We start from the raw sequence: 26,050 nt of genomic DNA on the forward strand, positions 1-26,050 counted from the left end.
AACAATTAGTGTTTATTTGTACCGCCATTATTTTCTCTGATTTAATTATCAGTCTTGACATCATTGAGATGTTTTTTATTTTTCTCTTCTGATAACTTAAATGATTCTATTATAGAACTATCTGTATCACTTATCAAACTATCTAAATCTTCTTGTGTACTCTTATTTTGTTTATCTGGTTCATACTCTATTATTCTTGGTTTTATCTCTTCACAGTTTTGATTCTTTGATTCTAATACATTATCTGTCAATGATGAAAAATTGTACATCAATTGATAATAATTTACTATTCTATTATATTCTATTTCTATTAATGTTTTTACTGATTCAAATAGCTCATCTTGTGCATTTAATATATCTATAAAGGTTCTTGTCCCTGCTGAAAATTGCTCTTTATATATATCTACTATATTTGTATTTGCTTTTACATACTCTTCTATCTCATTTATTCTTGCTTTATATCTCTCATTTTTCCCATACAATGATTTTACATTTGAAACTATCTCTCCTGTAATATCGTCAAGATTCTTCTTCTCTTCATTTAGAAATATCTTCTCTTGTTCTGTTGCTATTTTATTTTTATTCCCATTATACAAATTCCAATTAAGATTCAATCTTGCTGCAACATTTTTTGTTGTTCCATCTCCTAACAAATCTATATCTTTATCATATGATGCTCTTAATTCAAAGTTTAACTTTGGTAAAAACTCCCCTTTTGCTTGTGCTATCTTCTCTCTTTGTGCTTTTATCTTCTCTATTTGTTCTTTTATTTTACTATTATTTAATACTGCCCGTTTCACAGCATCTTCTATTGTTTTTGGTACTTTTTTCTCATCTATTATTGGTCTACAAACCCTTCCTTTTGGCTCTTTCCCTACATATCTTCTATATGATGCTATTGCTGTATCTTTTTTATCTTCTTCATCTATATATTTGTTTTTTACCAAATGCAATTTTGATGATACTTGATAAGTCTCTAATATCTCTCCACTTATCTTCTCATTTTCTTTTGCTATAATCATATTATCTTCATTTACTTTTACCATATTTTTGGTTACTCGTAATATCTCTTCACTTTTTACTAAATCTGTATATACTTTTATTGATTCTAACACTGTTGATTCTATTGCATCAAAGCTTCTATATTTATTTGACAAATCCTCGTATCTTGATTGTGCTACTTGCGATGGTGTTATCCCTCCATCATACAAATATTGTTTTAGAATTAGTGTTGCTAGCATCCCATCTTGTGTCGTCCATTCTCCATCTGTATTTGAACTCTTCCTATCTTTATTATCCCTTGATCGTTCTATATATGTCTCTAAATCTAAAGTTGGCAAGTAATTACCCTCTCTATCATCTACATATTTACTGTATCCTTTTTGATTTTCTAATTCAGCTTGTACTGTTGGATTATTTATTAAAACTTTTGATACTGTATCTTTTAAACTTACAGCATTTAATTCAATTAAGAATAAGGAAAAAGTAAAAATAATAAAGAAAAGTTTTTTCATAGATTTCCTTAAGACAAAACATACATATAATTTATTTTATTATATAATAATATGAATTATAGCAAAACTAGGTTAATAAATGATTACGAATAAGTTACATAATATCAATAATAACATTTTACTTGATAAAATTCTAAAAGATATAAATATCCTATACATAGAAGATGAACTTAACATTAGAATGAATATATCCAAAACATTAAAACTTATTGTAAACAATGTTTTTGATCTTCCCGATACAGTTCATGCCCTTGATATATTAAATAACAATAAAATAGATTTAATTATTTGTGACATAAACTTGCCAAAACAAAATGGAATAGATTTTGTTAAAATAGTTAGGGAGAAGTTTCCAAAACTTCCAACTATTTTATTAAGTGCTTCAACTGATAAAAAATATTTATTGGAAGCTACAAGATTAAAATTGATTGATTACTTAGTAAAACCAATTGATTTTGTTGTTCTTCAAAATGCCTTACATAAAGTTGCCCTTGAAATATTAGAAGAAGGCAAATATGTCCTTAAATTTAAAGATGATATTTTTTATAACTATATGGAAAAGAAGTTATATAAACACAATATTGAAAATGCAATTCCTTTAACATCAAATGAAATATTATTATTAGACTTTTTAATAATTCATGACCAAAGACTTATTTCACAAGAAGAAATAAAAGCTACTATTTGGGAAGATGAAGAGTATGCAACTGATTCTGCGTTAAAAAACTTGATTAGTAAATTACGAAAAAAAATAGGTAAAAATAGTATTGTAAATACATCTGGATTTGGATACAAAATAGACTATAATAATTAATTCTCTACTATAGACTATTTGTTACAAAGTTTGTTTATCAGTCTTGACATCATTGAGATGTTTTTTATTTTTCTCTTCTGATAACTTAAATGATTCTATTATAGAACTATCTGTATCACTTATCAAACTATCTAAATCTTCTTGTGTACTCTTATTTTGTTTATCTGGTTCATACTCTATTATTCTTGGTTTTATCTCTTCACAGTTTTGATTCTTTGATTCTAATACATTATCTGTCAATGATGAAAAATTGTACATCAATTGATAATAATTTACTATTCTATTATATTCTATTTCTATTAATGTTTTTACTGATTCAAATAGCTCATCTTGTGCATTTAATATATCTATAAAGGTTCTTGTCCCTGCTGAAAATTGCTCTTTATATATATCTACTATATTTGTATTTGCTTTTACATACTCTTCTATCTCATTTATTCTTGCTTTATATCTCTCATTTTTCCCATACAATGATTTTACATTTGAAACTATCTCTCCTGTAATATCGTCAAGATTCTTCTTCTCTTCATTTAGAAATATCTTCTCTTGTTCTGTTGCTATTTTATTTTTATTCCCATTATACAAATTCCAATTAAGATTCAATCTTGCTGCAACATTTTTTGTTGTTCCATCTCCTAACAAATCTATATCTTTATCATATGATGCTCTTAATTCAAAGTTTAACTTTGGTAAAAACTCCCCTTTTGCTTGTGCTATCTTCTCTCTTTGTGCTTTTATCTTCTCTATTTGTTCTTTTATTTTACTATTATTTAATACTGCCCGTTTCACAGCATCTTCTATTGTTTTTGGTACTTTTTTCTCATCTATTATTGGTCTACAAACCCTTCCTTTTGGCTCTTTCCCTACATATCTTCTATATGATGCTATTGCTGTATCTTTTTTATCTTCTTCATCTATATATTTGTTTTTTACCAAATGCAATTTTGATGATACTTGATAAGTCTCTAATATCTCTCCACTTATCTTCTCATTTTCTTTTGCTATAATCATATTATCTTCATTTACTTTTACCATATTTTTGGTTACTCGTAATATCTCTTCACTTTTTACTAAATCTGTATATACTTTTATTGATTCTAACACTGTTGATTCTATTGCATCAAAGCTTCTATATTTATTTGACAAATCCTCGTATCTTGATTGTGCTACTTGCGATGGTGTTATCCCTCCATCATACAAATATTGTTTTAGAATTAGTGTTGCTAGCATCCCATCTTGTGTCGTCCATTCTCCATCTGTATTTGAACTCTTCCTATCTTTATTATCCCTTGATCGTTCTATATATGTCTCTAAATCTAAAGTTGGCAAGTAATTACCCTCTCTATCATCTACATATTTACTGTATCCTTTTTGTTGTTGCAACTCTGCTTGAATAGTAGGGTTATTAATCATTACAGCAGATACTGTTTCTTTTAAACTTACGGCATTTAAACTTAAATTTACAACTAACATTGTAATTAAAAATAAAAAGAATCTATTTTGCAAAGTATTTCCTTATAAGTAGAGTAAAATAATAATATATATTATTATAACCTAAAAAATCCAATTTGCGACTATAAAAATAGTGAAAATTTCAAATTAATAAGTAATTTAATTATTTTTTTTAATTTAAATTACTTTAATTATAATAAATAAAAAATTAATTTAATTATTTATTATAACTAGAAGTAGTATCAAAGTAGTATCAAAAAAGAAAAAATATAAGAGAAATATAGAAAACTAATTATTTTCTATATGGTTTGAAAATAATTAGTAATCGAGGAAGAAGAAGTAAAGCTGAGCATAACATTGCAATCATAACAATTACAGTTAATAATCCAAAATAAATAGTTGGTATAAGATTTGATAAAACTAAAATAGAAAAACCAAGTACTACTACTAAGGTAGTATAATACATAGCATAACCAATACTTGCATGAGATCTTTTCATAGCTTCAATATAATCATGGTCAACTTTAAATTCCTCTTTAAATCTATGAATATAATGTATAGTGTCATCAACTCCAATTCCTATACTAATAGCTGCAATTGTTATTGTCATAATATCTAAAGGAATACCAAGCCAACCCATTATTCCAAATACAATACCAATAGGAACAACATTTGTAATTATAGCAATAAGTGCTACTTTTACAGATCTAAATAAAATAATGAACATAAAAAATAAAATAGCAATTACAAATCCCAATGTTTTGATTTGAGAATTAAAAAGTGACTGAAGCATATTATTATATAAAACCATAAGCCCAGTTACTTTATAACTCGCTTCAGTTTGTGGAACTATTTTATTTAAATCTTTTTTTATTTTGAGTAGAAAATCATTTCTTCTAAGATTTGGATTTGAGTCTATTATTCTAATACTAAATCTTGCTTCATTTTTACCAATATCAATATAAGGTGATAAAATCAAATCTTTATATTTCTTTGGCAATTTGTTGTATAAAAGGGCTAATTTAAAACCATCAAGAGGCTCACCCTTATTTAAAGTTTTACCTATTTTTAATAGTGTTGCTAAAGACTGAACATTACCTACTGAATCTAGGCTTTCTAAATAATTGTGTACTTTCATGATCAAAGCCATCTTATCTTCTGTAAACCAATACTGGGCATCATTTGAAGTTGATTCAAACTCATCTTCAAAAGAGAAATCATCAGAAGAAGACTCTTTTTTAGCTTTCTTTTCAACTTTGAAATCTAAGATAATATCTAATGGTGTTGTTCCACCAAGTTTTTTGTCAATTACTTCCATACCTTTGTATATCTGTGTATCTTTTTTAAAATAATTAATAAAAGAATTCTCAACTTTTAATTTCGTAGTTCCAGTTAAACTAAAAACAATAATCAAAGCTGTTCCAATAAAAATGTATTTTGATTTATTTTCTACTATATATGAACTAAAAGAAGTCAAAGAAGAATGATTTTCAAGTTTTTTGTGGGGTCTTTTTATCTCACTCATTATTAAAATTGTTGGAAAAACAATAAATGAAATAAACAAAGACATTGCAATACCTGCACTCATCATCCAACCAAGATTTATAACAGGTACAATTCCAGAAAATACCAATGAACCAAAACCAGCAATAGTGGTGATAATTGCAAAAAACGATGGATTTAATTTTGATAGAATTGTGTTAATTACTAATTTATATTGACTAGCATGTACAAATCTTCCGCTTAACTCTCTATATCGAACTATTAAATGTAACACAATTGAAATAGTAATTATCAACTGTAAGGCAATAAAGTTAGATGAGATAACAGTGATTTCCCAACCAAACAACCCAAGCAGTCCAGAAGTTGCAATAACTGATAATATACAAATTAAAATAGGTAGAGTTACCCAAATGATTTGTCTAAATATTACCCATAAAACAACAATCAAAATAAATACAAGAGTAGTTCCATAAACTGCTAAATCATCTTTTACAAAGCTAATAACATCATTAGCAATCATACTTGTTCCACCTAGGAAAAGTGTTGCTTGATTATCATATTTTTTTATTATTGCTCTTACATCTATAATATTTTGATGTTCTTCATTTCTAAGTTTATCTCTATATACTTTGAATTCATTTTTTATATTCTCAAGTTCAATAGTTTCAGCAGTAGTGATAGTTCCATCTCTTTGCTTTTTTATTAGAGCATTTCTTTTATCCAAAAAGTTAAAATATTCATCATCTCTAATTAAGTTTACAACTATAGATGTAGTTTTAAAATCACTACTTACAAGGGCATTCTTATACAAAGGACTTGTAAGAAATTCTTTTTTTGCAAGTTTCTTATCAACATCTTTATCTTCTAAAAGATTTACCTTATCAACAAGGTCTTTTATCTCTCTAACAGGTGATTCGAGCATAGGAACAGTTAAAATTGATGTTACTGATTCTACTCTTGGGAGTTTTTCTAAATCACTTGAAATATCTCTTATCAAATCTAAACTACTCTTTGATAATAAGTCATTTTTAGGACTTACAGTTAAAACTAAAATATCCCTATTTTTATATCTTTTATTAACTTCTCTTGTTAGTTTTAGGTCTTTGTCATTTTCTAAAAGTAGCGTTTCGGAAGAGGCATCTATTTGTAGTTTTGTAGCGTAGTATCCTAAAAAAGATATAAGTAAAAGAAGAGCTACTAAAACTTTTTTAGGATTGTTTAAGATAAATTTATCAAAAAATGATTTCATTAATTATTTGTTTTTGTATTTAAAGTAAGCAATAAATCTTTAAAACTTTTATTTTTCAAATATCCAGCAAACTGTTGTCTATATGTTTGCATAATACTAACTCCGATAATATTTACATCATAAATAAGCCAATCATCATTTGAGTTTTTATAAAATTTGTACTCTATCTCATACTTCTCATCTTTTCCAATTAGATATGTTATTAGTCTAATTCTTTTGGGATTTAATTTATCTATACCATCAATTTGTATTTTTTGATTTGTGTAAAGATCCAGCTTATCAATATATGAGTTTTTTAATTTTGTTTCAAAAAGCTTTGTAAATTCAGCTTTTTCATCACTTGATAAACTATTCCAATCTTTTCCCAATGCAATTTGAGACATAACATTATAATCAAAAAGAGCATCCATAATAGAAAAAATCTTATCTGTTCTTTCTTTTAGTGTTTTATCTTTTTGTTGTAAAATTAATATAACATTATCAATCTTTTCTTGCATCACATCTTTTATTTTAGATTCTTCAATTGCAAATAAACTCTTTGAAAGAATCAATAATGAGAAAATTAGAATTAAAAATTTATTGCCTATCATCAAATTATTCCTTAATCTCTTTTTCTCTTTTTTGTTCATAAATATCTCTTAAAAAAGGATATAAATCGATTGCATCTTTTTTAATATCTTGATATCGTCCAATATGAAAAGAGTTTTCATTTAAATGTCTTCCAATAGCCAAATAAGAAGTCTCTTCAGTGTTATTAGGGATTTTATATTTTATAGTATCATCTCCAAAGTTGTTTAAAGGAGAAACATACCCATCAGCAACCATTCCAAAAGTATCTCTTAAATTTGAAGGTCCTAAAAGTGGTAAAACAAGTGGGAAACCAGAACCGACTCCATAAAAACCCAAAGTCTGACCAAAATCTTCTTTATGTGCTTGCCAATGTAGTTCAGTAGTTGCAGGATCCATAAAACCTAGCAATCCAAAAGTACTGTTTATTAGAAATCGACCCAATTCTTCTGCACTATTTGAAAACTTGAATTGCAATAAATTATTTACAAATCGAATAGGAAAGAAAAGATTATTAAAAAAGTTTGAAACACCAGTTCTAGCAACTTCTGGCATGACCTTTACATATCCTCTTGTTATTGGGTCAAATACATATATATATGCTTTATCATTAAATGAAGTCATTACTCTGTTATAACCACTTAAGGGATCAAAGATCTCAGTTTTTGGTTCACTAAATTCATTAGAAAAATCTACTGCTCCACTATCATCGGAAGCCAATGCGAAATTTAATAATAAAACTAAACTAAAAATAATCTTTTTCAAATACTTATCCTACTCTTTTATGTTATTGTGCGATTATATTATAAATTTCATAATTACTTCATAAAGTGATATTTATAATAATTATTTCTAAGCTTTAAAGCTTAATTTAACTTGTGATTAAATTCTGGAACTATTTCTTTTAATACTTTTATTTTATCTTCGCTTACTAAAAGTTCTTCAATCTTTTTATTTAATAGCTCTATATCAAACAATGTAGAACTTGCAACAGTAATTGAGTCATAATCTGTGTTCTTATCACTGTCATTTATAAGTAACTCTTCATATAACTTTTCACCTGGCCTTAAACCACAATACTCAATTTGTATATTTTCTCTACCGCTTAGTTCTATCATCTTTTTAGCTAAATCAACTATTTTTATAGGTTCACCCATATCTAATATAAATATTTCACCGCCTTTTCCTATACTTGCAGCTTGTAGAACAAGTTCACAGGCCTCAGGGATGAGCATGAAATATCTAGTAATATCAGGATGAGTTACTGTAATAGGGCCACCTGATTCAATTTGTGATTTAAATTTAGGAATAACACTTCCACTACTACCTAAAACATTTCCAAATCGTACAGCTACTATTTCAGTAGAATTAGAAACCACATTTTGGGCATAAAGTTCACAAATACGCTTTGTAGTTCCCATAACATTTGTAGGACGTACTGCTTTATCAGTAGATATTAACACAAATTTCTCAACCCCATATTTTATAGATAAATCTATGCAGTTTTTGGTTCCTATTATATTATTTGATATTCCTTCTAAAATATTATCTTCTACCAAAGGTACATGCTTATAAGCTGCTGCATGTATTACTATTTGGGGTTTGTATTTTTTAAATGTATTTTCAATAAAACCAAAGTTTCTAACCGTCTGCATAACTGAAACAACATTGTCACTACTTAACTCTTCAGTTATTTGATAAAGATTAAATTCACTATGATCTAATAAAATAAGTTGTTTTGCACCAAATTTTTTACACTGTCTTGATATTTCACTCCCAATACTTCCACCAGCACCTGTGATTAATACTACTTTATTTTTTATGAAGCTCTCAATTTTGTTTTTATCCAAATCTTTTGGATGCCTTGCTAGTAAATCTTCTACAGAAATATCTTTTAGCTGAGTAGAGTAATCTTTTTCTTGTAGTATTTCACTCAGAGATGGAAGTATTTTAATCGTCTTAAAATATGGACTTAACTCATCATAAATAAATTTTATTCTACTTTTACTTGCGCTTGGCATTGCTATTACCAAAAGGTCATATTTTTGCATTTGAATTATTTTTTTTAACTTAGATTTAGAAAGTATTTGTATGCCATCAATACTTCTTTTTTGAAGTGTTTTAGAATCATCTATAAAATATTTTATATTATATTGACTATTTCTATACTCTTCACCTAATTTTGTTCCAGCTTTCCCTGCTCCATAAATCACTATTCTTTTATCTTTTATTACCTTGCATTTATTTACAAAATAGTTATATGAATACATTAAGAAATTTATGCAAAATAGATATAAAAAAAGCTCACTTGCAAGAAGAGCAAATCGAACTTCTCCATAATATATTGGCAAGTAAATAACAAAAGCAGCAAGATAAACTATGCTTTTGATTAAAAATGTTCGTGTAGTAGATTTGCTCCATGAAAGAGAATAGTCTTTATAAATCAAAAAGGAAGCAATAATTCTTATTGCAATAACTCCAAAGATTAGACTTAATATTGGTTTTTGATGAAATATAAAAAAAGTCCAATAAAATGTAATAAAACTTAAACTTATAATTACTAAAATATTTAAAACTCTTTTATCTAAAGTAAACATTATTCAAAAGCCTTTTTTTTATCTACAAAATATATACTAGCATACAAAAGAATAAGAGATATAATAAATGCTAAAAAAATATTTGAAACATAGTATACAATAACAAATAATAATATATTGATAAAGATAGATGCTATTACTACTTTACTATGACTCCAACCACTTTGAGTAAGTCTTTGATAAGCATGTTTTTTGTGTGCTTGGCTTAAACTTTCACCATTTTTTTTTCTTCTATAAAGTGTCAAAGTAGCATCAAACCAAAAAACTCCAAATAAAATAACCCAAATCAAGAAGTTTGTACTCTCTTTATTTGCATAATAAATAGTAAATATAGCAATATTGTAACCTAAAAGAGTACTTCCAACATCACCCATAAATATCTTAGCCTTATGCCAGTTCCAAATTAAAAATCCTAAAACTGCAACGGCTAAAACTAAAAAGTGATTTCCACCAAACAAAGCAAACCCAGCAAGGGCTAAAAATAAAGCTTCACTGCCAGCATAACCATCAATACCATCTAAAAAATTATAAAGATTTATAAACCAAATAATCATAAAAAAAGTAAAAACATTAGTAAAAATTTGATTATCTATTGAAAATAAACCAAAATCAAGACTTCCAAGACCACCTAAAGCATATAGTCCAAGTAAAGAGACAAGTGATTGAACAATAAGTCTTAATTTTGCACTTAGTTCAAATAAATCATCAAAAAAACTAACCACAGAAATAATAATCCCAACTAAAAGTGCATAAAAAAGTGTTTGGTCAATCTGTTTTGTAAAATATAAATAAATCAAACCAATAAACCAAGTAATTGCAATAGCAATACCTCCACCATGAGGTGTAGGAGTAGTATGGGAGCTTCTATCATTTACATGAGCAATTAAAGACTTTTTTATCGCATACTCTTTTATAAGATATGTCAAAATAAACGAAAGAGAAAAGAAAATTATATAAAACATTAGTAATGATACCTACAAGAAATTATTACCACACTATACTTAGTCACTTCATAGACAAGCCTATGCTCATCTGTAATCCTTCGTGACCAACATCCTGTAAGCTCATGCTTTAGTGGTTCAGGCTTACCAATCTCATTAAAAAAATCTCTTTTTATGTCTTTAATCAAGCTATTTATTTTTTTTAATACCTTTTTATCTTCTTTTTGCCATTGTTCATACTCTTCCCAACTTTCATCAGTCCATGTTATATTCATGAATCTATTAGCTCTTTTTCTTTCACTTGTCCTTCTCTAGCATATTTTAAAGAAGAGAGTAATCTTTCTTTATTTTTTGGACTATTTAAAAGATAGTTTGTTTCTTTCATAGAGTTATATTACTCCATAGAAATCATCACTACATTTTCATGACCTTTTCTATGAATCACTACTTCTTCGTGATCATTATACACGCTTTCAAATTATTTCTGGCTTCTGTTAAACTTACTACTTGCATGTAATATCCTTACATTTTATTGTACAGTATTATATCATACTTTTATTAAAAATTAATCATTTAAAATTCAACACTAACCTTATCCCTTCTTCAACCCTTACTTTAGAAAATTGCACTTATTAAATATCTCTTTACTATCTTTATTTCCAAAACTATCCCCTAAAACCTAAACATTAATCCCTAATATCTTTGAGCATCAAGGATATTCCCTCTTCCACACTATATAGGTTTGATAGATTTAATCTCTCTTTTGTGATACTATTATCCACTTCTAAACTTCTATAAAGTCTTTTGTGAAATGATGGTTTCACTAGCTTTAATAAATTTTCAAAAAATGGTATTTTTATAAGATATACTTTTTTCTGAAGATTTTGTGCTATTAGTTCACATAATCTTGTAGTACTTAAAGGCTCATCATCAGAAGCCAAAAATACTCCCGATTGTTTTTGTTTTATTACTTCATCAACTAAATGACATAGATTTCCTATATAAACCATACTTCGTTTATTTTGAATACTTCCAAAAGGTAAAATAGATATTTTAGATACAAGTTTCACAAGAGATTTGATATTTGCTTTCACACCATAACCATAGACAATAGGAGTTCGAACTATAGACACCATAAACCCTAAACCCTCATCACTAAGCCCTAGCAACTCTTGCTCAGCTTTTAATTTACTTTTTCCATACTCATCTTCTGGATTACAAATACTATTCTCAATATATTTACTATTTGTCTCTTCTCCATACACTTTTACAGTACTCATAAATATAAAGTGTTTAACACCTGATTCTTTAGCTTTTTTTGCTAATGCTAAAGTCTGAGTTACATTGACTCTTTCATACTCTTGAGCATTTGCTCCACCCATTTGATGAACCAAAGCTGAAAGATGAAACACTACATCCACATCAGTACAATCTAAAGTATCAATCTTATCATTTCTAAAATTAAAAGTTTTTATCTTGTATTTCGAACTATGATTCTCAACAAAATAAGAACCAACAAATCCACTAGCACCAGTAAGTAATATTGTTGTTTTATAATTCAACATTTAACATTCACCATTCAAAATTATTTTGCTTCCTACAAAGCCACTTGAGCCTGTGATTAACAGTTTTTCCATATTAGCCTCTTTTTAACAACTCTAATAAATTATTAATAATTGTTCCTTTATTAAATACTGTATTCGTTAGAAATTCACAATTTTCGCTATAAGCTTTTCTATCTTGAGCATCTAATGAAATTGCAATTTTAAAAATAGATTTTATTTCTTGTATATTATTTGGAGAAGCGACTAGTCCTAAATTATTTTCTTTTATAATATTTTGAGCTTCACCATTTATTATTCCAAGGATAGGCTTCCTTGCTGCAATATATGTTTGTGTTTTTGCAGGAACTGTTAATGAAAATATTTCTTTATTTATTAAAGAAACTATTAATAAATCACTTGCTTCTAAGTATTTATAAATTTCTTCTCTTGGCTTTCTTCCCCAAAATACAATATTTCTAAATTTTCTTTCTTTTACAATACTTTTGAGTTTTTCTAAATATGAACCATCCCCTATTATATTAAGTTGAGCTTTATCCAAAAGACTTTCCTCTGAACTCCCAAAAGCTAAAATAATATTATCTAAATTCTGAACTTTCCCAATATTTCCAGCAAATGTAAAATGTATTTTATCATCATCACTTAATACAAATTTTTCTAGATTTTTATTTAAATAATCAGCCCAATTTGTAGCATAAATAATTTCTTTTTTATCATTTAAATAAGGTATTATTTTTTGTTCAAATCCTTTTGCGGAAATAGCAAAATTTGAAGCGTGTTTATAAACATATTTTACAAAACAATTTAAAAAATACTCTAAAAATTTTGTTTTCTTAAAGCCATAAGCATATACGCTATCAGGCCATATATCTTGAATCCACAAAGTTACAGGCTTTTTATAAAACTGCTTTAATATAACTGCTGGAACCATACCAGTAAGAGGTCCAACTTGAAAACCAAAAATATAATCATATTTTTTCCCAATTTTCAGACTTATTACTGAACCCATAAACATAAAAGCAAAATATTTTAAAAGTTTTTTAAATAAACTTTTCTTATATCCTGTAACTGCTTTTACTCTATAAATAGCGATATCATTCCAATTATCTTTTTGAAACCATTTATTTTTATATCCATCAAAAATCTCACTTTTAGGATATGAAGGTACCATTGTCAAAACATCAACATGATAACCTTTATTTTTCCATTCAAGAGCTAATTCATTTATTTTAAATTCTTCAGGATAAAAACACTCTGTTACAATTAAAATCTTTTTTGACATAAAAGTTTATTTTCTAAAAAATTTATTTTTATAACAATCATCATTCATAACATGATAGTGCATATCTTCTACTAATTTTTGCCATGAAGGTGATACATATCCGGTAACTTCTTTAAATTTAGTACTATTAATACTTCTATCAAGCACAAAATCATCAAATGCATTTATTTTTATCACTTTTTTATATACATCTTTAATAATATTGAGCAATTCATATTTAGAAATAGCATTGCTCGAGACATGATAAAGTCCACTTAATTCTTTATTTGGTATAACATAATTTGATATTATATTTACCATTTCAATAGTTGGGAATCCACTATAAATTGCTTGTGTAAAACCATTTGTCTCATTTTTTTGAGACATAAACCAATCAACTAAGCTATAATTTGTTTTTAATTCATGCCCAATAATAGAGGTCCGAAGTGTTATGCAATGGGGATAATGAACTTCTCCTAAAAATTTTGTTTTACCATACAAATCTTCTGCATTTGAAAAATCTTTTTCTGTATAATGACCTTTTTTACCATCAAATACACAATCTGTACTAATATGAATAAGCCTTGCATTTGCTGTTCTTGTTACAAGTGAAAGTCTATGCGGCAATTGAGCATTTACAGTAATAGCTGTTAAAGGATCTTTAGAAATAGGAAGTTGTTTGATAATTCCTATACAATTTATTATAATAGTTGGTTGCACTCCTGCAATTGCACGAATTACTGTTTCAAAGTTATCAGCATCTACTCCATCTCTTATTTTACTTAACTCTTCTGTTGTAAAATACTCTTTTAAACTATTCTTGTTTCTTGTTGTTCCAAAAACTTCAAAATTATCATTTTTACTCATCTCTTTAAAAAGAGTATGTCCAAGCATCCCAGTCACACCAAGTATTAAAATTCTTTCATTTTTCATTTTGCTAACCTTTTTAATATTTTTTCCAAACTGTTCTATTGATATACTCTATGTAACTAACAATTATTCTTACAACTTTTTTTGATACATTTGATATATCATAATCTTTTACTATATCCATAGGTTTTTCTAAACATTGCTCTGTAACTATATCTATAGAATTAATTATATCTTCACTTTTAAGCCCAGACATAATAAGTGTTCCCTCATCCATCCCCTCAGGTCGCTCATGTGCTTGTCTGATTGTAATAGCTGGAAAACCTAAAATTGAAGACTCTTCAGTTATCGTTCCACTATCACTTATTGCACAGAATGCATTTTCCTGTAAAGCAATATAATCAAAAAAACCAAGTGGCTTCATAAACTCTATTAAAGGATTAAAATCTTTTTTATCCAAAAGTTCTAGTTTTTTTCTAGTTCTTGGATGAGTTGATACTATGATTCTTTTTTTATATTTAAGGGCAATAGCATTTAAAGAATCAAGCAAATCACTAAAGTTTTGTTCACTATCAACATTTTCTTCTCTGTGAGTACTTACAATAAAAAAATCTTTTGGTTTTAAATTTAGATTTTCTAAAACTTTTGAGTTTTTAATATCATTTTTGTAATATTCTAAAACTTCAAGCATAGAAGAGCCTGTTTTTATAATTGTTTCAGGTCTTAGCCCCTCAGAGATTAAATATCTTCTTGCATGTTCTGTTAAAGTCATGTTAATATCACTTAGTTGATCAACAATTTTTCTGTTTATCTCTTCTGGAACTCTTTGGTCAAAACATCTATTTCCTGCTTCCATATGAAAAATTGGGATTTTTCTTCTTTTTGCAGAAATTACAGATAAACAACTATTTGTATCTCCATAAAGTAAAACAGCATCTGGTCTTAACTCTTCAAAAAGTTTATCAGAAGTGCTTATTACATTTGCAATGGTAAGGGCTGCACTGTCTGCTGCTGCACTTAAAAAATAATCAGGTTTTTTTATCCCCATATCATTAAAAAACACTTCATTAAGTTCATAATCATAATTTTGTCCAGTATGAACTAAAATATGATTCGTATATTTTTCAAGTTCAGCTATTACACGGCTTAATTTTATAATTTCAGGTCTTGTTCCAACAATTGTCATCACTGTTTTCATGCGATAACTCCAAACTCTTTTAAGTCTTCTTGTATTTCAGTAAGTTTTAAAAGCATACTTTTTAATTCTTCTTCATTGAGTTGCTTTGTATTGTGAGAATGATAATCTACAACTTCATTTATAACTTCACCCTCTTCAAAAAACTTACCATAATTTAAATCTCGATTATCTGCAGGAATTCTGTAATACTCTCCCATATCAAGAGTATGAACCATCTCTTCTCTTGTCAAAAGTGTTTCATAGAGTTTTTCACCATGTCTCGTACCTATGATATTTATCTTATGTTCAGGCTTTCCTAATATATTTTTTAAAGTATTTGCAAGAAGTTCAACTGTACAAGCTGGAGCTTTTTGTACAAATATATCACCATTTTTCGCATTTTTAAATGCAAACATCACTAAATCGACCGCATCATCTAAACTCATCATAAATCGTGTCATATTGGGATCTGTTATTGTTATATCTTTCCTTTCTCTTATTTGATTTATAAAAAGTGGAATTACAGAACCACGACTTGCCATAACATTTCCATATCTTGTGCAAGAGATAACTGTTTGGGACTCATCAAGATTTCTACTTTTTGCAACAGCCACTTTTTCCATCATAGCTTTGCTTATTCCCATAGCATTTATAGGGTATACAGCTTTATCTGTACTAAGAACTACAATATTTTTAACTTGATATTTGATTGCAATATTAAGTACATTTTCAGTTCCTACTACATTAGTCTTAACTGCCTGCATTGGATAAAACTCACAAGATGGTACTTGTTTAAGTGCTGCAGCATGGAAAATATAGTCAACCCCTCTTATAGCATCATCCAAAGAATTCACATCTCTCACATCACCTAAATAAAACTTTAATTTATCATTGTTATATTTTTTTCTCATATCGTCTTGTTTGAGTTCATCTCTGCTAAAAATTCTTATTTCTTTTATATCTGTATTTAAAAAATTACGAAGAACGGCGTTTCCAAAAGAGCCAGTGCCCCCTGTAATTAAAAGTATTTTATTTTTAAACATTTTTTATAACCTTTTTACATATATTCAAATATTTATTTGCTCGTTCTTTTGAAGAAGGTAACTCTTGAACAACTTTCAAACCTTCTTCAACTAAATCATCATAAAGCTTTTTATCACTATATATTTTTTCAATTTGCTTCATTATATCGTTTATATCATAAGGATTAAAATAAAGTGCAGCATCTTTGCAAACCGTTTTTGCAAAAGAGTAGCGAGAAGTTAAAATTGGTTTTTTCATAATCATTGCTTCTGGATAAGAAGCTGTAAAACTTTCTATTAAAGTAGGTAGAAAAAGAGCATCACATTTACTATAAAAATAAGGACATTCTTCAAGTTTAATTGGTCCAATATTGATAATATAATCTTTTATATGAGAAAAATACTTTTCAACAGTTTCATCAGTTAATGTTAATACAAATTTGATATTTAAGTGCTCTTCTTTAATCAATGGAACCAAATCATTAATCAAATCTAACTTTTTGTGAGGGTAATAAGCTGAAATTGTGATAAACCAAAATTCATTATTATTTTTTCTTGGTAGTAACTTCAAATCCTCTATTTTATTTTCAAATATCTTATCATACCTGCTTGATACAACTATAATTTTGGTTTCACTCTTATCTATAAATTGAGAAAATCTTTTTTTCATATCTTCTGTTTGTAAAACATAAAAATCGGCATTGCTTTTCAACAATATTCGATGATACTCTTTTTTTAACGTAAACTTTATTTTTTCTAAGAATGAAAAGTTTCTGAAGTATGGTGACTCAGAGTACAAATATAATCCATTTGCAAATCCCATTACATGCTTCGATTTTGGTTTCCAATAAGTAGGTCCAAACACCGAAAATACAATGTCTGGAGATATTCTCTCTTCTTCTTTATATAACTTTTTAATTGTTTCATCAAAAAAAATAAATCTGCTTGGATTCTTAAATTTAAAAAACTTAAAATTTTTTGGAAATTTTTCTTGTTGAATTTCTTTACTCATAGAAGGAGATAAAAAAACAAAATATTCATTTTCATCAAAATTAGTACATTCATATATAAAAGAGATAGCAACTTGTAAAGCCCCACCAACTTTTAGGTTTGTTGTGTTTATAATAATCCTCATACTACTGCAATTCCTTCAATAAAAAATCTTCAACTTGAATAAAGTTTGTTGTATTTACAAAAGTATTCAATAAGTCTGTATTAGCAATAGATGCTTTAAGTTCATCTCTTTTGGTATTTACTGTTTGAATTTGAATACCTTTTAATTTTAAATGATTTAAAATATCATGTACTCTTTTACCATTACCACTGGCAATATTTAGAGTTTTTGGTAAAGTTTCAATTTCCAAAAGTTTCAAGTATACATTAACCACATCATTGATATGAATATAATCACGAACAGCAACTCCTTCATTGATAATATTTAATGATTGATTGTTTATATGAGCATTTTTTATTTTACTAATTACAGAAAATTCATCTTCGCCACCGTACATATTGAATATTCTAGCAACTGTATAATCAATATCCCTTGCATCACAAAATCTTTTAATTAACTCTTCATTAGCAACTTTTAAAGCAGCTTGTAAACTCATTGGCATAACAGCATCTGTCTCTGAACAAAATTTGTTATTGCCGTAAACTGAACTACTGCTTGTATAAATAACTTTTTTAATATTAACTTTTGCATTATCTAATTGCATCAATATTTTTGAAGTCGAGAATATTGAGTTATCAATATATTTATCAAGATTATTATTATCATAGAGTTGTCGAGATGTTTGAAAATTATTAAAAATTACACTAACTTTTTCACAATTAATTTTTTTATTAAAAAAGACTTTTAAAGCATTATCTTTATCAGATGATGAAAAAACAGTTGCTTTATCTAGTTGTTTAGATAAATTAAGCGTTAAATTAGAACGTTTACCTATTATAATTATTGTTGGCATATACTTACTTTCATTAATTTTGTTATCAATTTAATGATTAAAAAATAGATTAAGCTAATAATCACAGTCTTTGCTGTATTTATACAGAAGGTATCAAATCCAAATGAATTAATAAAATTAAAATACAATAAATACAATATTACTAACCAATAATATTTTGTGAACTCTAACAAATTACCAGATTCTATTTTAAAATTTACGAATCTGAGTATATTATTCATTAGTACAAATCAACACTTAGCATTTTATATGCTTCAACAAATCAAATTTATTATTGTCTAAAATAAATCGTAAAGCATAATACATAGCTTTAGCATTTTGTTTACCAACAATATTCCTATTGGATATTGAACTATTTACAATTCGGTATTTTAAGAACTTTACAGGATAATAAGCATATTTGACATCTTTATTATTCAATAAATTTAACCACAAATAATAGTCTTCTACAGCAATACAATATTTTTCTTCATTAAATCTCTCAAAAATATCTTTTTTTAAGATTGCTGAAGATAAATAAACAAAATTACCTTTAATTAATTGTGATAAATCGTGTATCTTATATTTTCTATAATAATCTTTTAAAAAATTATTTGATTTAATTTTTTCAGATTTTTCATCTATGAGGACAGCTCCATGGCTAGAGAAATTTAAATCATTCTGTTTCATAAACTCCAAATGTTTTTCTAATTTTTGAGGCAACCAAATATCATCTGCATCCAAAAAAGCTATATATTCCCCTTTAGCATTTTCTACACCAATATTTCTTGGTCTTGCTGGTCCGCCAAAATTTGACGCAGATTCTATTAATTTAATTCTATGATCTTTTTCTGCATAATCTTTCACAATATTTCTACTTATATCAGTTGAACAATCATCTACTACTATCATTTCCCAGTTTTGATAGGTTTGATTAATCACATTGTCTATTGTTTTAGCTATATACTTTTCTGCATTATAAAGGGGAATTACAACCGTTACTAATGGTTGTTTGTTATTTTTTAGTTCCAATTGTTTACCCTTAGATTATCAATATAATCTTTTATATTTTTTGTTGGTTTCCAACCTAAACTTTCTGTTTTTTCAGTCATTACATCAGCTGTCATACGATTTCCTTTACGTTCTGGTAACATCTCTATTTTTCCACCAAACATTTGAGCTATCTCTTTTATACTATAACTTTCTGGACTTCCTATACCAAACTCATCACCGTAACCATTTTCACCTACTAAAACAAGCCCATTAATAATATCATCTATATGTGTAAAATTTCTTTTTTGTGCACCAGGGCTGACAATAGTAAGAGGTTCTCCATTTCTCATTTTTTCTTTAAATAATGCAATAAGTGTTGCATATTTACCAGTACTTATCTCTTTTGGTCCATATACATTATAAAAATATGTAATTGCATAAGGTACGTTAAACCAAGTACCGTAATTTTCAACTAGCTCAGTATTAGAAGCTTTTGTCCATGCATAAGGACTAGCACTTCTACCGAGCCCTCCATCACCAAATTTGGTAGAACTTCCAGCATATAAAATTTTACATCCCACTTTTCGTACAAACTCAAGTACAGCAAAAATACCATCTTTATTGTATTTCCAAACTTTTTCAATATCATCAAAACTTTGTTCGACTCTACTGTATTCACCAAGATGATAAACCATATCAGGTTCGAAATTGACAAGAGAGGCTATATCAAATGTATCTCCTTTTATATAAGTCACATTTGGTACATGATTATTTTTACTTCCTGTAAAGTAGTTATCTAAACTATATACTTCGTAGTTTAAATTTTGAGTTAATCTTTCACACAAATGACTTCCCACAAATCCAGCTCCACCAGTTACCAGTATTTTTCTTTTCATTCTCTCTCCATTGAATTTTTTACTTTTTACATACAAAATGAATTAATTTATCCGATTTTACATTTTTCACAGTAGTTAAGTTTGTATTAATTATTTCAACAAGTTCAAAATCTGCTTCTTTCATTGCTCTTTCCCAATACCAAAATGGATAATTTTTATCTCCCAAATAAGGGTCATATTCAAAACCATTTACTGATATTTTAGGTGAATGTGATTCATATTGACACTTTAAAATTTTATATAATATTTTGATAAATGCTTTTATAATTCTTTTAATATATAAATATCCACTAATCGGAGTTTCATTTAAAACAATTAAATATCCACCTTTTTTTAATTTAGAATATGTTTCTTTAAATAATTCTTCTAAATTAAATGCATGGTGAAAGGCAGCTGACGCGACAATCAAATCTACAGAATTGTCTTCAAGCATTAACGGTGAGAACAATCCCTCTACTGGTACAATTTTTTCAGATTTACCCTTTAAAATTTTTATAACAGTAGGTAATATATTGTATAAATAATTCTTACTTGTATCTATAGCTAAAATAATTTTTACTTTTTCAAAACGAGACAAGTACGCACTAAGCCAGCCTCCTCCACATCCTAAATCAATCACTGTGCTATTATCATTTAAGAATTTATCAAAATCAATTACTTTAGCGGCATCGAGAAAATTACACTTTTCACATACTTGCATAAAATATTTATTTCCATCATTATTCCATTCTTTTACCTCAGGATATTTATGTTCCATAATTTTATCCCATTGTGAAACATTATGTAATGTTTGTTGATAAATCCAATCTTTATTCATTATTTGCAACCTTTAATATTTGTATCAACCAATTTTCTAAACTGTATTTTTTTAATTCTTCCGTATTATCAATACCATTATCTTTAAAAAAATCTGAATCTATTTTAATATCATCTCTATCAATTATTTGTACATAGTTTGAATCATAGATTTCACTATTTATTATTTCTTTGTTTGTTGTTAAAAGCTTTTTGCCTGCACCTAAAGCTTCAATCGTTCGTATTGTTAAACCATTTTGATTACTCATTTCAATATCTAAAACTGCTTTAGATTGTTCATAGATTTTCACTATATCTTTGAGTGTTAATGTTTTAGTTTTTAAATACTTTAAATCTTCTTTTGGGAAGCTAGAAGATAATCTTAATTTAAATTTATAAAAAGCATTTGTATATAAATGATGTTTAAATTTCAAGTTATTTTTTTTAGACAATGACTCAATTTTTTTTATTATATCAAGTCTATCACTATGATGTGTTCCCAAAAAGACGATATCATATATTTTATCTTGACTACTATTTCTTACTATTTCATACTCTTGAGTGTAAAATAGTGGTAAATACTCTATATTCAAGGTCTTTGCATCTTTTTTATCAAAACTATAAACTTTATCAAAATACGGAATTATAGCCTTATATTTATGATGTGCTAACGAATCCCATTGATACATAACAAATTTTGCATTTAAAGCTTTTTTTCGCACTTTTTCTAAAAATACTTTATCTATCAATTCACCACGAATTAAAAAAACGATATCAAAAGAGTCATCTATTTGTGATAACATATACTTATGGTAGAAATTATCACAAACTCTATTTATTGGATATTTTGTTCGGTGTCTTATATTATTAAAAAATTTATTATTCACAACATCATACATAAAAATAACATTTGCACCAAGTTGTTCAATACCCTCTTTTATGCTTAAATGATAATGATGAAATTTAGGTGAAATAAGTAAAATTTTCTTATGCTTCAACATATTTTTCCCATTTTTGTGTTTGCATATTAAACTGCTTAATTACTTTGGCAGGATTACCTACTGCAACAGAATAATCAGGAATCGCTTTAGTCACAACAGAATTTGCACCTATAATACAATGCTTTCCGATTTTTGCTCCAATAATAGATACATTTTCACCTACCCAACTATTTTTCCCTATTACGACTTCTGATTTATATAAAATTGTTTGTTTTATTATAGGTGTACTCACATCTTCATATGCATGAATATTATCAGATATATACACTTTATCTGCAATAAGAACATTTTCTTCTATAGTAACACTTCTTAATGCTACTATATGCGCAAATCTTCCAATCACTGCTCCATTATCAATAATCAAAGAGGGCTCAACATTATCTTGTTTTAAAGCAAGAATCCATGCCATACTTTGAAAAACTACATTATTACCAATTGTTATATACTGCATACCTTCAATTATATCAGGGTTAATAAAAACTGCTGATTTTGGAAAGTTTTTAAACCTTTTACTGTTCGTAGCATAAAACCATCTTTTTTTTAAAGTTTTATATAACTTATCTAAAAATTTAGTCATTGTTTATCTTTTTAACTTTTTCTGTAAATTCCAGTGGGTTATCAAAATATTCATTTAATTCTTCTAATATTTCTTCATCCAGCTTCCACCATTGTGAATCTATCAACAGATTACGTACTTTTTCGTCAAATCTGTATTTAATATGCTTTGCAGGAACTCCTCCTACAATACTATATGGTTTAACATCTTTTACAACAACTGCACCTGCACCAATTACAGAACCCATGCCTATAGTGACACCAGCTTTTATCATAGCACCTTGTCCAATCCAAACATCGTGTTCAATAACAGTTTTAGGTATCAATAACTTACTATCTAAAGTTCTTTTTGTTAAGAAAAAAGGCAGTGATTGGCTACAATCATAAAAAATAGGACTTGTACTTATTGTATTAGTTAAGTGTGAAGCTAATCCAATTGTAACATTACTTCCAATACTACAATATTTACCAATATCAGAATAATAGCAATTTGTGTTTGATTGTAAATAAGTACCATTTCCAATAATAGAATTTATTACTGTAACATTTTGAAAAAGTTTACTATTTTTATTTATACTTGAATTACTGTCAATATATACATTACTAAGAATTAGACTACCTGGAAATCTTTTTTTATTTTTATATCTATTTAATCGTATTCTGAAAAAATTAAACATTTTTATTTTAACTCCAATAGTTCATTGATAAAACTTACATTTCTATATAAATTTTTTCCATCTAAAGGACCAATATACTTTTCTAAAGTCTCTTTCTTTAAAAATTCATTATACCTACTGTGATTATTTTGAAAATCATTAAAAGCAAGTTCTAATTCATCAATTGTTTTTGCAATAACAAGCTCACTTTTTTCATCAAAAGGAGGAAATAAAATCTCATTGTCTTTTTTATAATACACTACAGGTATACCCAAACAAGACGCTTCAAAAAGAGTTTGAGAATATATTGAAATATAAAAATCTGTTTTTTTTAGAACTTCAACCATTGGAATAGTATCAATAATATTAATGTTTAACTTAGAAAAATATTTTTTTACAAATTTTTCATACTGCACCTTATATCCATTTGGTCGAACTTTTATATTTATTTGAAGATTTTCTTTTTGTTTTTGTAATATTTCAAAAAGGTGTAATACATCATACATAAAATCAAACTCGACAGCTACATATGAATTTAAATCTATTGGATTAAAACCCGATACCCCAATAGTAACAGTAGGATTAACTCTATTAATATTATTTTTTTGTATTTTTGCATAATCATCCATCCTTGGATCCCCTAATGCATAAACATTATTTATATTTTCAAAGTAATAATCTTTTATACTTTGAGAGTAAGCATTAATATATGTTGCATGTTTTGCTTCATCTGAATATTTCGGACCCAACAATCCATTGATAATCATAAAGCTAGGAATACCCTTTTTTCTACATAACAAATCAAGCAATGTAGCCGTATGACCAATATTAGCAATAAGAATTACTAAATCAACTCTATTGTTATTAACATATTTGATACAGCTATCTAAGGTTCTTAAAAAGTAGGGTAATCGGGGAGTGATTCGAGTCAGTATTATTTTATAAATTGATTCAGAAATATCTGTTCCATCTTGTAAAATTAATTTATGATATTTTTCTTCATTAAGTTTACAAATAAAACTCTGAGTTACTTCATCATATTTTTTTATATTTCCAAAAATAGGAATAGTTCTCTCTTTTAATTTAGAAGCAAAATCACTATTTTGTGAAAAATTCTCTAAAAGTACTTTTTTATCATCACTTTTATTTATCTCAGTTAAAACTTTTTTTGTCGGATGATATTCTTGAATAAATACATTTTTCTTTTTCTTTCTGAATTTATCAAAAATTATCATCACAATACTAAATACGGATGAAATCCTTTGTTTCAAACTCCGTAAGAAGCCTCTTAAACCCTTAGCTCTGACTTTTTCATCCATCCATTTTTCAATAGGAAAATAAAAACTATCGTTGAAATTTTTTATACCAGTATGTTGAGAAAACTTAATATTTAAATCTGTTAATATTTCTTCAATAAATTTATTATTTGAGTATAGAAATATCTTATTATAAACCATGTATTTCAAAAAGTTTAAATTAATACAAAAACGAATATATGAAGTAAAGTCATTCCAAAATTCTTGCCTGAATGAAAACCCAAAAGAAATATCATTATAAGTAAATATATCTTCTCCATCTTTATTATAGTGCCACTTTTCAAAAAAATCATAAATTAGATAATTATTTTCTTCCATGACTTGATTATTGATTAGATGGTCAATATAAAAAACACTGCCTCCAATATTTTCAAGATGATGCTTAAGTGCGAAATCTAAAGTAAGTACTACGTCTTTATCCAGATTATACTCTACTTGTAATTCATTCCAAGAAAAATACGTATCAACAATAATAATTTTGTCAAATCTTTTATATATATTATCAGAGATAAAAAGATTATCTTTCACTTAAAACCTTATAATAATCTTTATATGTATTAAATAGCTTTTTTTTAAAATCATTATTTCTAATTTCATAATGAGTATTTACTATATTTAATTTAAATTCATTTATAAAATCGATAACTTCTCCTAATGTTGTATTATATACTATATTCGGACTCATATAAAGTTCTGATTTTTTTCGCGTTCTAATACAAAATAAAAACTCTTCTATAATATCTTTAACATAGACATATTGTATTTCAATATTTCTATCAAATACATTGAATTCAAGATTATTAATGCTATTATATATCCAAGTACTTATGACTGAATTATAATTAGCCTTACATCCCTCCCCAAATACATGAGGTAACCGATAAATAAAACATTGGCATTTATTTCTTGTTGAATATTGTTCTACTAATAACTCTGATTCTCTTTTTGTTTTGCCATACTCATTTTTTAATAACCTAGCGTGAATTGAAGAAATATATAATATTGGAGTTATTTTCTTGTTTAATTCTAAATAATTTATTATTTTTGTAGTTAGAGAGACATTTGAACTTTCTAATTCTTCTTTAGTACTATTAGGTCTTACTTCTCCTGCAAGATGTACTATAAAATCAACTTTATCTAAATAATTATACAATACGTCAAAAGATTCATTCCGATTAAACTCAAAAACATCTAAATTTTTGTTTTGGATTTTTTGAATAAAATTCTTTCCTATAAATCCTCTTGATCCTGTAATTAATAAATTCAACCTACCCCTCTATCTAAAAAATCTTACATACAATTTCTATTTTTTATTCATAATCTTGCTTAATTATACACAATCATCACTAAAAAGAAAGTTATT

24 protein-coding genes are annotated in these 26,050 nt (G+C 26.9%); 1 reads left to right on the plus strand and 23 read right to left on the minus strand.

Features of this window, described 5'->3' with window-relative positions:
* Window positions 1-41: 41 nt before the first annotated feature.
* Window positions 42-1,514, minus strand: coding sequence for a TolC family protein (locus tag ACNI3D_RS13300; protein WP_419767338.1), 1,473 nt, complete (start codon window positions 1,512-1,514; stop codon window positions 42-44).
* 79 nt (window positions 1,515-1,593) lie between these two features.
* Here ACNI3D_RS13300 and ACNI3D_RS13305 point away from each other — a divergent pair, with 79 nt between their 5' ends.
* Window positions 1,594-2,328, plus strand: coding sequence for a response regulator transcription factor (locus ACNI3D_RS13305; protein ID WP_419767339.1), 735 nt, complete (start codon window positions 1,594-1,596; stop codon window positions 2,326-2,328).
* Window positions 2,329-2,349: 21 nt separating this feature from the next.
* Here ACNI3D_RS13305 and ACNI3D_RS13310 read toward each other — a convergent pair whose 3' ends face one another.
* From ACNI3D_RS13310 to ACNI3D_RS13415, 22 genes are all read right to left on the minus strand, one after another.
* Window positions 2,350-3,834: a TolC family protein gene (locus ACNI3D_RS13310; protein ID WP_129101429.1), complete on the minus strand. Its 1,485-nt coding sequence runs from the start codon at window positions 3,832-3,834 to the stop codon at window positions 2,350-2,352.
* Window positions 3,835-4,072: 238 nt separating this feature from the next.
* Window positions 4,073-6,532 (minus strand): efflux RND transporter permease subunit, encoded by a 2,460-nt coding sequence (locus ACNI3D_RS13315; RefSeq protein ID WP_419767340.1) that lies wholly within the window; start codon window positions 6,530-6,532, stop codon window positions 4,073-4,075.
* The gene (locus ACNI3D_RS13320; protein WP_419767341.1) at window positions 6,532-7,122 is read right to left on the minus strand and encodes a Tgt2/MlaC family protein; all 591 of its coding nucleotides are present in this window, start codon (window positions 7,120-7,122) and stop codon (window positions 6,532-6,534) included. Before ACNI3D_RS13320 ends, ACNI3D_RS13315 begins: the two co-directional genes overlap by 1 nt.
* Window positions 7,123-7,126: 4 nt before the next feature.
* Window positions 7,127-7,864: an MlaA family lipoprotein gene (locus tag ACNI3D_RS13325; RefSeq protein ID WP_419767342.1), complete on the minus strand. Its 738-nt coding sequence runs from the start codon at window positions 7,862-7,864 to the stop codon at window positions 7,127-7,129.
* Window positions 7,865-7,965: 101 nt separating this feature from the next.
* A complete protein-coding gene (locus tag ACNI3D_RS13330) occupies window positions 7,966-9,696 on the minus strand; it encodes a polysaccharide biosynthesis protein (RefSeq protein WP_419767343.1) in 1,731 nt (576 codons plus the stop codon).
* Window positions 9,696-10,658: an MraY family glycosyltransferase gene (locus tag ACNI3D_RS13335; protein ID WP_419767344.1), complete on the minus strand. Its 963-nt coding sequence runs from the start codon at window positions 10,656-10,658 to the stop codon at window positions 9,696-9,698. Before ACNI3D_RS13335 ends, ACNI3D_RS13330 begins: the two co-directional genes overlap by 1 nt.
* On the minus strand, window positions 10,658-10,912 hold the full coding sequence (locus tag ACNI3D_RS13340; protein WP_419767345.1) for a Txe/YoeB family addiction module toxin: 255 nt from the start codon (window positions 10,910-10,912) through the stop codon (window positions 10,658-10,660). The genes ACNI3D_RS13335 and ACNI3D_RS13340 overlap by 1 nt, the downstream gene beginning before the upstream one ends.
* Before the next feature lie 411 nt (window positions 10,913-11,323).
* Complete coding sequence (locus ACNI3D_RS13345) at window positions 11,324-12,202, minus strand: NAD-dependent epimerase/dehydratase family protein (protein WP_419767346.1); 879 nt, start codon at window positions 12,200-12,202, stop codon at window positions 11,324-11,326.
* A 73-nt stretch (window positions 12,203-12,275) separates the two neighbouring features.
* Entirely contained in the window at window positions 12,276-13,481 is a 1,206-nt protein-coding gene (locus tag ACNI3D_RS13350; protein ID WP_419767347.1) for a glycosyltransferase family 4 protein, read from the minus strand.
* Between the two features lie 6 nt (window positions 13,482-13,487).
* Entirely contained in the window at window positions 13,488-14,393 is a 906-nt protein-coding gene (locus ACNI3D_RS13355) for a dTDP-4-dehydrorhamnose reductase family protein (protein WP_419767348.1), read from the minus strand.
* Between the two features lie 13 nt (window positions 14,394-14,406).
* Window positions 14,407-15,528 (minus strand): non-hydrolyzing UDP-N-acetylglucosamine 2-epimerase, encoded by a 1,122-nt coding sequence (gene wecB / locus ACNI3D_RS13360; protein ID WP_419767349.1) that lies wholly within the window; start codon window positions 15,526-15,528, stop codon window positions 14,407-14,409.
* Complete coding sequence (locus tag ACNI3D_RS13365) at window positions 15,525-16,550, minus strand: polysaccharide biosynthesis protein (RefSeq protein WP_419767350.1); 1,026 nt, start codon at window positions 16,548-16,550, stop codon at window positions 15,525-15,527. Before ACNI3D_RS13365 ends, wecB begins: the two co-directional genes overlap by 4 nt.
* Window positions 16,543-17,664 (minus strand): glycosyltransferase, encoded by a 1,122-nt coding sequence (locus tag ACNI3D_RS13370; RefSeq protein WP_419767351.1) that lies wholly within the window; start codon window positions 17,662-17,664, stop codon window positions 16,543-16,545. The genes ACNI3D_RS13365 and ACNI3D_RS13370 overlap by 8 nt, the downstream gene beginning before the upstream one ends.
* A 1-nt stretch (window position 17,665) precedes the next feature.
* Window positions 17,666-18,496, minus strand: coding sequence for an NAD-dependent epimerase/dehydratase family protein (locus ACNI3D_RS13375; RefSeq protein ID WP_419767352.1), 831 nt, complete (start codon window positions 18,494-18,496; stop codon window positions 17,666-17,668).
* Between the two features lie 237 nt (window positions 18,497-18,733).
* Window positions 18,734-19,507 (minus strand): glycosyltransferase family 2 protein, encoded by a 774-nt coding sequence (locus ACNI3D_RS13380; protein ID WP_419767353.1) that lies wholly within the window; start codon window positions 19,505-19,507, stop codon window positions 18,734-18,736.
* Complete coding sequence (locus ACNI3D_RS13385; protein ID WP_419767354.1) at window positions 19,498-20,364, minus strand: NAD-dependent epimerase/dehydratase family protein; 867 nt, start codon at window positions 20,362-20,364, stop codon at window positions 19,498-19,500. Before ACNI3D_RS13385 ends, ACNI3D_RS13380 begins: the two co-directional genes overlap by 10 nt.
* Window positions 20,365-20,383: 19 nt before the next feature.
* A complete protein-coding gene (locus ACNI3D_RS13390; protein WP_419767355.1) occupies window positions 20,384-21,181 on the minus strand; it encodes a class I SAM-dependent methyltransferase in 798 nt (265 codons plus the stop codon).
* Entirely contained in the window at window positions 21,174-22,160 is a 987-nt protein-coding gene (locus tag ACNI3D_RS13395; RefSeq protein WP_419767356.1) for a WaaS/CpsH family glycosyltransferase, read from the minus strand. Before ACNI3D_RS13395 ends, ACNI3D_RS13390 begins: the two co-directional genes overlap by 8 nt.
* Window positions 22,147-22,737, minus strand: a complete 591-nt coding sequence (locus ACNI3D_RS13400; protein ID WP_419767357.1) for an acyltransferase — start codon at window positions 22,735-22,737, stop codon at window positions 22,147-22,149. The genes ACNI3D_RS13395 and ACNI3D_RS13400 overlap by 14 nt, the downstream gene beginning before the upstream one ends.
* Complete coding sequence (locus ACNI3D_RS13405; protein ID WP_419767358.1) at window positions 22,730-23,392, minus strand: CatB-related O-acetyltransferase; 663 nt, start codon at window positions 23,390-23,392, stop codon at window positions 22,730-22,732. The genes ACNI3D_RS13400 and ACNI3D_RS13405 overlap by 8 nt, the downstream gene beginning before the upstream one ends.
* A gap of 2 nt (window positions 23,393-23,394) precedes the next feature.
* Complete coding sequence (locus tag ACNI3D_RS13410; protein WP_419767359.1) at window positions 23,395-25,215, minus strand: hypothetical protein; 1,821 nt, start codon at window positions 25,213-25,215, stop codon at window positions 23,395-23,397.
* Window positions 25,205-25,954 carry an NAD-dependent epimerase/dehydratase family protein gene (locus tag ACNI3D_RS13415; protein ID WP_419767360.1) on the minus strand — a complete coding sequence of 250 codons (750 nt, stop codon included), beginning with the start codon at window positions 25,952-25,954 and terminating at the stop codon, window positions 25,205-25,207. The genes ACNI3D_RS13410 and ACNI3D_RS13415 overlap by 11 nt, the downstream gene beginning before the upstream one ends.
* Window positions 25,955-26,050 lie beyond the last annotated feature (96 nt).

Origin of the sequence: Arcobacter siniprincipis (SeqCode) (assembly GCF_048571125.1) — a bacterium.
Classification (GTDB): domain Bacteria; phylum Campylobacterota; class Campylobacteria; order Campylobacterales; family Arcobacteraceae; genus Arcobacter; species Arcobacter siniprincipis.